This is a genomic window from Mesorhizobium sp. ArgA1, assembly GCF_053714375.1.
Genome location: NZ_JBSKBQ010000045.1, coordinates 1 through 11167, shown reverse-complemented (window position 1 = coordinate 11167; position 11167 = coordinate 1). Strand labels below are relative to the sequence as shown.

The window sequence follows — 11167 nt, the reverse complement described above, 5'->3', positions numbered from 1 at the left end:
GGTGCTAAGGAAACTTGGGGGCCGCACATCTCATTGATTATAAAGATCTATTCAAAAACAACTGTTGAAGTCGGGCTTGACGGGCGCACGCCTGACGAGGCTTATTTCGGCGCGCAGGCGATGGCGACGGCCGCATGATCGTCGCCGCGCGATTTTGCTGCAGCTTTGGTCGGGCTACGCCCTCCCCACGCCGCAGCAAAATCGCAAAGCCCCGCGCTCAACGTAACCCGGCAGGATGCCACTTAAATTCCGCGGGGCGCTGTCCAAACAAGCGGAGCCAGCTCTAAGTCCCCGTGTGCACTCTGAATAGATCTACGGTGAGGCACGGAGACCGATGATTTCGGGTTGTTTAGGATCGTGACGTTCTCGGGAGCCCACCAAGTGACCCCGCTCGATCGATGCGGTGACGTCAGAGCTCAAATGCAAGGCCTGACTCACCTCACTCATGCGGTTCGACATAACGCACACGAGTCAAGGTAACCCGGTAGTACGTGAACTGCATTACGACCACGCACTACCGGTCTTAACCAGATTCGCCGGTTCTCTCAGATCCCAACACGGTCTCGACCAGCTTTGCCCAATACCCGATGCCATAGGGCAAGGCCTCGTCATCGAAATCAAATGCTGGATTATGACACGCAGGCGTTGGCCCATTGCCAAGGTAAATGTAAGCGCCTGGTCGCGCCTCGAGCATATAGGCGAAATCCTCCGCTCCCATGCTAAATCCGACATTTCCATCAACGGAAGCGGTCCCGACAAGGTTGCGCGCCGCCTCGATCGCCAGATTGGTTTCTTCGGTGGAATTGAAGGTCGCTGGAACCGATCGGAGATAATTGAACTCAATCTCTGCGCCGTACCCCCGCGCTATGCCCTGGGCCGCAGCCGCAATCTCTTTCTCGGCGAAATCCCGCAGGCTGGGTGCAGAGGTCCTGACAGTTCCGCCGATTTCGACCTGATCGGGAATGACATTGTAGGCCTGCGCGGCATTTAGCTTGGTCACGGAGATTACCAGCGACTCCAAGGGATCAGTTTTGCGTGATACCAGGGTCTGCAGACCCATAATGATCTGGGCTGCAATGACAACGGGATCAATCGTGTGAGATGGGTCGGCCGCATGCCCGCCCCGACCCTTGACGATGATATCGAAGTCATCTTGGGATCCCATAATCGAACCGTGACGGATGCCGAATTTGCCAACTTCGATGCCCGGGGCAATATGCATGCCAAAAACCCGAGAGATTCCGAAGCGCTCCATGATCCCTTCCTGGACCATTTTAAAAGCCCCCGTCGGGAATGCTGGCTCCTCGGCCGGCTGGAAGATCAGAGCGACCGAGCCCTTAAAGTTGCGTGAGCTCGCAAGATGTTTCGCAGCGCCCAGCAACATGGCCGTGTGACCGTCGTGGCCGCACGCGTGCATTATGCCCGAGGTCTTCGACGCCCAAGGCTTATTTGATGTCTCGACGATTGGAAGGGCATCCATGTCTGCTCTCAACCCGATCGTCGGCCCATCTCCGCCTTCTCCCTGAATCAATGCGACGACGCCTGTCCCCGCAATTCCGGTTTCGATGTGGTTTATGCCAAATGAAGCGAGCTTCTCGGCAACAAACCTTGCGGTGTTATATTCCTGGAAGTCCAGCTCCGGATTTTCGTGGAGATAACGGCGCCAATCGGTGGCCTCGCTTTGTAACTCACGGAAAATGTCAATGTCTCTCATGTTGTACAAGCCCTTCTACGCGTTTCAAATAGGATACGACCTCAAGCAACGACTCCTAGCGATCGGCCTACGTTAGCAAATGCTTGAACCGCGAGGTCGATGTCCTCCGCGGAATGCGCTGCCGACATCTGGGTGCGAATGCGCGCTTGACCTTTCGGCACGACCGGGAAGGAGAAGGCCGTTACATATATGCCTTGCAGCAGCATTCGATCAGCGATTTCCTGGGCCATGCCTGCATTACCGAATAGGACGGGTACGATAAGATGGCGGTTCCCGAGCAGCGTGAACCCTGCACTCGTCATCTTTGACCGAAATCGATCAGCATTGGCGGAAAGCTTTTCGCGCAGCGCGTCGCTCTTCTCGATGATCTCGAACACCTTCAAAGAGGCGCTAGCGATTGCCGGCATCAGAGTGTTGGAAAAGAGGTAAGGCCGGGAGCGCTGTCGGAGCAAGTCGATCACCTCCTTCTTGGCGGAGGTATAGCCGCCGGAGGCACCGCCGAGTGCCTTGCCGAGTGTGCCGGTGATGATATCTACCCGGCCCTCGACGCCGCAATGCTCCGCTGACCCGCGCCCATTCTTGCCGACAAAACCGACGGCATGGCTGTCGTCGACCATCACCATCGCGCCATATTTTTCCGCGAGATCGCAGACGCCGCCGAGATTGGCGATGATGCCGTCCATCGAGAAGACGCCATCGGTGGCAATCATCTTGAAGCGGCTGCCCTCGGCGTTCTTGAGCTCTTCCTCCAGCGCCTTCATGTCGTTATTGGCGTAGCGGAAGCGCTTGGCCTTGGAGAGGCGCACGCCGTCAATGATCGAGGCGTGGTTCAGAGCATCCGAGATGATGGCATCCTCCTCGCCGAGCAAGGTCTCGAAGAGACCTCCATTGGCGTCAAAACAGGACGAATAGAGGATCGTGTCTTCCATCCCGAGAAAGGAGGAGATGCGCGCTTCAAGCTGCTTATGCTTCTCCTGCGTGCCGCAGATGAAGCGCACCGAAGCCATGCCGTATCCGTAACGGTCGAGTGCAGCTTTTGCGGCAGCGCAGACGTCGCCGTTATCAGCAAGACCAAGATAGTTATTGGCACAGAAGTTTAGCACCTCGCTCCCATCTGCCACCCGGACTTTTGCCGATTGACTAGAAATGATAGTGCGTTCGGATTTGTAGAGCCCTGACGATTTAAGTCTCATCAGTTCTTCATTTAGAAATGCAATAAAACGGTCGGTCATAGTTGTCCGAGGATTGGTGGAGAGGCCGAAGAGGGAACAGGTGGCCGGTCCTTGTTTGAAGGATGAGCCACCTGCCGACTAAGTCACGGGTAGGCCACGGCGGAAGACCATGCCGGATCCGAGTGCTTCTGCCAGTACAAATCCATCAATTGAGTAGTTACACTGCCGACCTTGCCATCGCCGATGACGGTATGATCGATGCGCGTCACCGGCATAATACCTCCCGCTGTCGAGGTGATGAACACCTCGTCTGCTTGAAGCAGTTCGTCGCGAGCCAGGTCTGCCGCTGCCACTGTCAATCCGGATTCTTCGCACAGCTCAAAAACGGTCTGACGCGTAATGCCTGGCAGTACACCGAACGCGGGAGTTTTCAACTGCCCTCCCTTCACTGCAAACACATTGAAGCCAGGGCCTTCGGCGATGTTGCCGTTGGTGTCCATAATCAGGGCGGTTTCGGCACCGAAGTCATAGGCGTCAAAAAGCCCCTTGACCAGGTCGAGCCAGTGATAATTCTTGATCGCCGGATCCACGGATTTAGGCGGAATACGGACTGTTTCGCTAACAGCTATATGGAGACCACGCTTCAGCTGTTCGCTATTGGCGACCGAACCATATGGAACTGCGAACGCAAGGAAGCGATTCTCAGCCTCCCTCGGGTCCCGACTGAAAGTCGGGGATCCCCCGCGGGTGCATATCATTTCGACGTACGCTGACTTGTGTCCAGACAAAGCAACGCAATTAGTCAAAATTGCTTGAATTTCTTCACGGCTATACGGCAGTTTCATCCGCAGACGTTCCATACCCCTGAAGAAGCGATCCAGATGGAGATTTAGCCTGAAGAAACGACCTTCCCACACGTGCACAGTATCATAGGTCGCATCGGAGTGAAGGAAGCCCCAATCAAGGACCGAAATCTTTGCTTCCGACATGGGCAGATACTGTCCGTCCATGAAGGCAACGCCGTGAGGGTAATTGCGAGCATCCTGATGGCGCGCTTTGACTTCTGGAAGGTCTCCTTGCGACCCAAACGTTGCAATTGTCATGTTGTCTTTCTCCTGCTGCGCCAACGGTATTGTGTACCCGCCCGCATTGTCGATCGATGCCCACTCGTGTGCCCGCGCTACCCCTGACTCATAGTGGCCTCTAAATGTCGCCTACTCGAAACTCCCGGATCCTATCCGATGGCAAGCTCGGCGGTTCTTTGGGTTGCCAGCGGCAGTTCGGACAACGCCGACTGCGTATGATTGATCGCAGGAAATTTTGGGCAGGAACGATCAAACTCGTAGGACGAACGCAACGAACGCTTCATAAAAAGTGCTTGGGTGGCTAAAACAGTCAGGTGAAAAAGGGTCAGACCAAGACGCGGGGCTCGAACTTCACACGATCAAGCGTTATCATGCTTTTAAATTTGCGTACGTTCGCATTGGTATATAGCTTTGTCTTCACAAATACGTCGAATGCTTCCACATCTTCCACTGCAACAATCAGAACGAAATCCGCATCTCCGGTCACCATATAACACTGCGTTACCTCCTTTGCGGCCCGCATGGCGCGCTTGAAGTCATCGACGAGATCCAGCCGCTCCCGGTCGAGCTCTACGTTCACAATTACCGTAAGTGACTTTCCGAGAGCCTTTGGATTTACCAGGGCGACGTCAGCAACGATCACTCCATCCGCACGCAGCTTATTGACTCGCCGCATACAGGACGCGGCGGACGAGCCAACAAGATCCGCCAGTTCAGCAAACGAGAGTCGATTGTTTACCTGCAGTGCGGCGACGAGGCGCCGATCGAGGTCGTCCAACATTTATATCTGCAGCTCCCTTTGGACAAGGATTCCCTTAAGATCATTTTACGCGAACGACGATATCAAATTCTAACGCTTTCACCAATGGAACAGTGGATTTATTTCAATCTAAGCCTACAGGGTGAAATCTACATTTCACGTCGCCGCCTCGGTCGCAGGTTCCCATCTGGGCGGTTTCTGGCGCAACATGGCGACGTCGCGCTGAGGGTAGCCCCGCAAGGTCGCCGACAATTTTCAAGAGTGGGAAGAACAGATAGCCGATCAGCCCGGATGGGGTGTTGGCTCCTGGAGCGGCGGCGCTGCGCGTCATCGGCCATCGCGTCGACCATGACGTGGTGGGGAAGCTGTTCGTAGCTATTCGCTTCATCGGATCGCCCGCGGCGAGATCGACAAATCCTTCCGGATCGTCGAAGGTTGGATCGGTCTCCCTCAATGTTGCGGCTGGCCCCCTTGCGACGAATGTCGCCAAGTGTCGCCAAGTGCTGAACCCGCTGCCATACCACGCAGTTGACGTAGTCCGTCCGTAACGGTGCAGTATGCGATCGCGGCCGCCGCGCTCACTGCGGCGTTACCCCTCGGCCCGCAGCCAAAGCTTGGCCCTCTGCGAAGCGTCGCCGACAACGCTCGTCCCGAGCGGATGGACAGCCAAACTACCGGAGCTTGATGGCGGTAATGTCGACCGACGCTCCTGTCTACAAACCACCCCCCGATTTGGGCCCCCCTAAATTCCCACTGCTCGATTCACAAATTTAACGACGCTGCCTGAAGCCCCCGCGCGCGGACCGGCACCGGCGATTGCTCTGGCCCCATTGGAAAACTGGACTGAACAATGGCAACCGATATGCTCATGAAGGCGATGACGCCCGGGCTAACCTGGCGTGGGCGGCGCGCATCTGGGCGAAACGGCCCTCCGACTTCCACGCCCCGCAACCATGGATACCTTCGTAACTTTGTTCAAGCGCACACCGGCGTTCCGTCTGTCGGTTAGCGCATATTCGGCAAGGCCTAAAGTTGGATTTGATCGAGCGGCCAAATCGGGCGGCGGATATGGCGGTACGTCCTCGGCCCGGCGGATCCCAGCCCGCCTGCATCGACCTTGATCACCTCGCGAGCGATCGGTTCGAATGCCGCGCGGAAATGATGGTACGACTTCAGCGCGATCGTGGCGCAGTGCAACGGATCGATGCCGAGAGAGCTAAGCTGGGCGAGGTCGATTGTTTGTTCTGGCCGCGAGATCACCCCGATTTCGATGCCGCCTACGCGCAGCATCAGGCTCGGCCCGAAGCTGCGCCATGCGCCTCCGCCAAGAAACGACGGTCCGTAACAGCGAAAGCGGCCGTCGGTAATTGAGACAATCTGCGCCTCGATCTCGAGCGGCCCCCCACCCATCTCGGGGGCTCGCTTGCCGCCAAGCAGAATGCGGCCCTTGTTGCCTACGCCGATGGCGATCCCGGCCTGTACGGCCTCTGGATCGTAAATGGCATGAAAGGCCGCGTTCTGGAGGTCGGCGGCGATCATCGCGCGCAGCAGATCAGTTGTATCGCCATAAGCTCCGCCGCCGGGATTGTCGCCGATATCCGCTATCACAAGAGGCTTGTTGGCGCCAGCCTCCCCGGCTTTGGCACGTTCAAGGGCCTCTGCGACGCTGACCCCTGTGTCTGTGATGGAAACGAACGCCCGTGTCTCCCACGCGTAATCCATAAATTCCTCTGCTATGCGCCGCGCCTCGGTGGTGTCGCCATCGGCGGTGACGGTGACACTGGGCCCGACGTCGTAGATGTCGCTCCATGAGAACCCTGCGCAGATGCTAACCACGAGCGCCTTGCCAGAGACTTCCAGCGCCTCGCCGCGGTCGATCAGATCACGCATCGGGCCAGCCTGAGTGCGTCCGCCGTCGAGTCCATCTAGCATCGGACGCTTTGCGATGACGGTGCGGGGTCGGATCTCGCCGCGCAGGACTCGATTCACCAGCTCGGCCCCCTGCCAGGTGCGTTCATAGTAGTCGATATGGGGGTAAGTGCGCACGGCGATGAGCGCCGAGGCGTTCGCCGCCATCTTCTCCGTGACGTTGGCGTGGAGGTCGAGCGTGGCGACGATCGGCGCGTCGGGCCCGAGGATGGCGCGCAATCGAGCGAGCATCTCGCCTTCCGGATCCTCGAAACCTTCAGCGACCATGGCACCGTGCAGGTTGATGAGCGCGCCATCGCAGCCCTCGGCGCCTGCAAGAAACCAGGCGCAGAGCTGCTCGAAAGTTTCGTTCGTCACTGTGCCGCCAGGAGTGGCGCTAGCTGCGAGCGGATGAGACAGCGTCCAGCCGAATTTTTCGGCCGCCTCGAATGCCGCACCTAGCGCGGTGCGCGTACCCCGTCGCGCCGGCGGGATCTCGTCGCCCAGCAGTAAGCCACGGGCCCGGAAATGTTCGAGCGTGGTCGGAACCTTGCTGAAAGTATTTGCTTCGTGTTCAATCTCGCCAGTGAGGATGCGGTAATTCATGGAAAGTCTCCAGAGAAGAAGAAATAAATACACCAAAGCCTGACTATTTCCGCAATCACTTATATGCCGACTGCAGAGATCGGGAGTTCACTGCAAGTGCGGACAGGGCACCTGGCCCGGATCAGAGCATGACTGAAGATCTCAGACCATCACCATGAAGGCGATGGTCGAGAATATCCTCGAAACATGGGGTCAGCCTTAGGCCTTGTGCATGTTCCACATCGGGAACACCGATGGCGCCTCGACGAGCCCAATGAGCGTCTTGCGACGCACGCTTGGCGAGACAATCTGGCCTAACAAAATCTCGGGGACGTAATCCCACCAAATTTGCTGCATCTTGCGGGCCAGGGCTTTGCGCTCCTCGAGCGTTTCGACATCCGACCATTGGGTTCGAAGGGCCTCATATTCATCGTGTTTCGGCCAGCCGAACCACGCTTGGTCGCCATTCATTGGGAGGGTGACCTCGGTGATGACAGTGCTGAGAGTTGACTCAGTTGTGCTCGTAATAAAAATGCTCCAGCCGCCGTCCTCAACTGGTCCCTTATTACCACGACGAGCGACAACTCCGGCCCAGTCGCTCGGCGCAAGCTCAGCATTGACCCCAATCTTGCGCAACTCGGCCGCCAAAAGCAGTGCGGCGTTGCTGGCCTCCGCCCAGTCGGAGCTCTGGAGAATGACAATCTTCTCACCGGCATATCCGGCTTCCTTGAAAAGTTGCTTGGCTTTCTCCGGATCGCCACCCTTCTTGAACCAGCCGGTATTTTCATCATTTGACACAGGCGTCTCGTTTCCAAACATTGACGTGACGGTGCGACCAAATCTCGGATCAGGAGCCGTGACTTTCAAAAACGCTTCCTGATCGATCAGGTGAAGCATCGCTTGACGCGCTTTCACGTTGTCAAACGGCTTCTGCAGACAATTCATGCGTGCGAACATGTCTTGGCCCAATCTGTCCATAATCTGGAGTTCCAAATTGGGATCGCTCTCTATCAGCGGCAAAAGATCGCTAGATGTCGTGGAAAGAAAATCAACCTCGCCAGCCTGCAGGGCTGCAAGTGCTGTTTGCTGATTGCCGGCTAGGCCCATTTCAGCTACCACACGATCGACCTTCACGACCTTCCCGCCGGCCAGTCCATCAGAAGCTTCTTTACGTGACACATATTTTTCATTGCGGTCGTAGGTGAAGCTTGAGCCCGGTTTAGCAAGCGCATGGTTAAACCTGAACGGCCCTGATCCGATATTCGCAGTCACCTGCTCGGTTGCAGGAAGACTCGCGTCCTTCTCGCGCATCATGAAAGGGCCTGCCAGGATCTCGAGCAGAGTACCTATTGGCGCGTTTAGGACGATGGTGAAAGTCTTGTCATCCTTCTTGGAGATCTCTTTAGCCCGCACCTTAAGCAATTTACCGCCGGGAGCCACTTCGCTCCAGCGACGGATCGAAGCGACACAATCCGCCGCGGTGACGGAGGTGCCGTCATGCCAAGTCAGGCCATCTCGAAGCTGGAATGTATAGGTCTTTCGGTCGTCGGAAACGTTCCACTCGCCCACCATCTGCGGCTGTGGCACAAGCTTCGAGTCGCGCGCGAATAGCGTGTCGTAGATCGCGGTGGCGTGATTTACTGTATCGTCAGTGGCCGAAACAACCGGATCGAAGACTTGGAAGGCTCCGAGCACCATGCGGACCGTTCGGTCAGAGTTTTGCGATGTCTGCGCTCGCAAGACCGATGGTACCGACAACACCGTGCCGGCAGCCAGTCCTAATTTAACCAGTTCCCGTCGAGTAACTCTCATGTTCCTTCCCCTTTTAGCTGTTGGCACGGTTAACCCGCGCCTATTGAGACGTCCGAAGCCGCCAAACGTCACCCCGTGAAAAAGGAGAGACACCAAGAGCGTAGCACCGAGTTTGCCGCCATTTACCGCAAAATACGCTCTCGGATGAAATGTCCACATACCAAAATGCTGCATTTTGAAATGCATTAGCCGAGGCGGTGTTGCTCGGGAAACAAAGTCAAACTACAAATCCACTTCTGTCCTGCCTTGATGGCAGCGAGGAAATTGAGCGGATCGCGGTCATATCGAGTTGCGATACCTCTGAAGTGCTTAAGTTTGTTGAAGTATCGCTCGACGAGGTCTGGCTCGTCGGCGAGCGCCGGTCGACCCAGCAGCGGGACGGAAAAAAAGAGTCGGAGGACCGCCGCCACAACCGAGCATGCCGGCCATGGACATCAGGGCGTGTCGGTGTAACCCGGTCCAGGATCTGCCTTCGAAGTGGTCGAGGCCGAGTTCCTCCTCAAGCTGCTGATGCGCCTGCTCACAGACCCATCTGGCTTTGATCGTGGCAGCGAGCATCTTGAGCAGATATCGAGGAAGTGTTCTTAGGCCGTCTGTCGCTCGCCAAGGTCAGACTTGCGCCATTTCTTGATAAAAGCGGTGGGTGTGATGGGCTCGAGCCCTGTGCTACCCGTACTCATTACGCTGCCCCTCCGACACAGGCGTCGGCCCAATAGAAGAGGTTGACAGGCAAATTCTGATTATTGGTTAATAATAGTTAGCCTCCGAAATGCCCGTTTATTTCCTGATGCTTATCCCTTCTACAGTATCCTAAGCAGACGCCCCAAAACACTATAAGCGCCGTTATCACATGGCTAAAAGCGTTCCTCTTGCGGCATCATCTGACGCCGCAGAAATCGCGTGGATAGTGTCCAATCGATCGAGTTTAAAGCGAGAGAAATTCCGGGCATCCCGTCGCCCAGCCTAGCCGAAGCCGCTGACCGTTATTCAGAACGAGTACCACGGGTTGATCGGGTTGCACCGCAGCGCTGAAAAGCTCCGCAAACCGCTCGAAATCAGCGAACCACATCCGCGTTGGCGAGAACGAATGTACGATCATCGCCGCTTCGTCGGTCTTGAAACGTTTGGCTTCCAACAACGCTGACGCCGTCCGGTGCAGCAGTTGATAGCGCACCTCTAACGGTGGAACGGTGTCTAAACCCAGCAGATCGCAGATTTGACGCATGCGAAGGCGCTTGCCCTCTGATGGGTTCGCGAACCATTCCCCGACGGTCGGACCAAATGTTTCGTTGACTTTCCCTTCGACTGTGGCGGCACATGTATCTGCGCCGAAGCGTATCAAGGCGAAAACATCGCTCTGACTGTCGCGATTGCCCCCGGCCAATGGCACCTTGTGCTCGGGAAGCGCAACCAGGAGTTCGGTTGGCTGATCAAACATCGCTGCGACCTCCGAGGGTAGACCGTTCGCCTTCTCCCAGCAGTGCGCGAGCGTTCGTGCGGAATAGCCCATGCGCCAATGCTTGACGGGATCAGCCAAGATCGCCTGCCAACTATCCGGGCCTAAACTGGGTAGATACACACGTGACATCCAAGACTCCGTTCGAGTGACTAGTGGCCGACGATCTTCGCTATGTAGGCCGACTGGCCACGTTTCGTGATTTCAGCTGCGTCGCAGCTGTCGCAGCACGCCGTCCGCTGAACTTTCGTTGGCCCTAAAATGTGAGATTGCGCCTGCTTCTTGCAATCGCTGCACCTAATGATGAGATTCGATGCCCCTGAGTCTCAATTCAACTGCAGTGGGGAGCTTCTCGCAACCGACATGCCAGCGCCGATTGAGGCGAACCGCGTATAGTGGGCGCCAAGCGTTTGGTGCTGGAGTTCGGAAACCAGTTTGGGACCTTCCTGGTGGATGATTGAGATAGAGACCGGTAATTTGTCTGGGGTCAGGCGGCACGCAGAAGGGGCGGTTTCGGCTTGAATATAGAAGGCACGCTCGGGGCTGGTTGCCGAAACGGTGCCCGCAGCCGACTGCGAAGTTCGCCGTTGATCTCTGCGCCGTCCGGACCTGCATGAGCATATGCGCGCCGTGGAGCGACCACCGCATCTGCTGCTTTTTGACCATCCGCTTGCC

General features: G+C 56.7%; 8 protein-coding genes and 2 pseudogenes. All 10 read right to left on the bottom strand.

Annotation, left to right across the window (positions count from 1 at the left end; translation table 11 throughout):
• Positions 1-523: 523 nt before the first annotated feature.
• Positions 524-1714 carry a M20 aminoacylase family protein gene (locus tag ACWGTI_RS31525; RefSeq protein WP_454590563.1) on the bottom strand — a complete coding sequence of 397 codons (1191 nt, stop codon included), beginning with the start codon at positions 1712-1714 and terminating at the stop codon, positions 524-526.
• Between the two features lie 41 nt (positions 1715-1755).
• Positions 1756-2946 carry a glycine C-acetyltransferase gene (locus tag ACWGTI_RS31520; protein WP_454590562.1) on the bottom strand — a complete coding sequence of 397 codons (1191 nt, stop codon included), beginning with the start codon at positions 2944-2946 and terminating at the stop codon, positions 1756-1758.
• An 83-nt stretch (positions 2947-3029) separates the two neighbouring features.
• Entirely contained in the window at positions 3030-3989 is a 960-nt protein-coding gene (locus ACWGTI_RS31515) for an aminotransferase class IV (RefSeq protein WP_454590561.1), read from the bottom strand.
• Positions 3990-4296: 307 nt separating this feature from the next.
• Entirely contained in the window at positions 4297-4752 is a 456-nt protein-coding gene (locus tag ACWGTI_RS31510) for an Lrp/AsnC family transcriptional regulator (protein ID WP_454590560.1), read from the bottom strand.
• 103 nt (positions 4753-4855) lie between these two features.
• Entirely contained in the window at positions 4856-5185 is a 330-nt protein-coding gene (locus ACWGTI_RS31505; protein ID WP_454590559.1) for a hypothetical protein, read from the bottom strand.
• A 572-nt stretch (positions 5186-5757) separates the two neighbouring features.
• Positions 5758-7245, bottom strand: a complete 1488-nt coding sequence (locus tag ACWGTI_RS31500) for a M81 family metallopeptidase (RefSeq protein ID WP_454590558.1) — start codon at positions 7243-7245, stop codon at positions 5758-5760.
• A 198-nt stretch (positions 7246-7443) separates the two neighbouring features.
• On the bottom strand, positions 7444-9036 hold the full coding sequence (locus ACWGTI_RS31495; RefSeq protein ID WP_454590557.1) for an ABC transporter substrate-binding protein: 1593 nt from the start codon (positions 9034-9036) through the stop codon (positions 7444-7446).
• 426 nt (positions 9037-9462) lie between these two features.
• A pseudogene (locus ACWGTI_RS31490) lies at positions 9463-9600 on the bottom strand (IS701 family transposase); the annotation flags it as partial.
• 361 nt (positions 9601-9961) lie between these two features.
• On the bottom strand, positions 9962-10624 hold the full coding sequence (locus ACWGTI_RS31485) for a DUF6946 family protein (protein WP_454590556.1): 663 nt from the start codon (positions 10622-10624) through the stop codon (positions 9962-9964).
• Positions 10625-10979: 355 nt separating this feature from the next.
• A pseudogene (locus ACWGTI_RS31480) lies at positions 10980-11167 on the bottom strand (hypothetical protein); the annotation flags it as partial.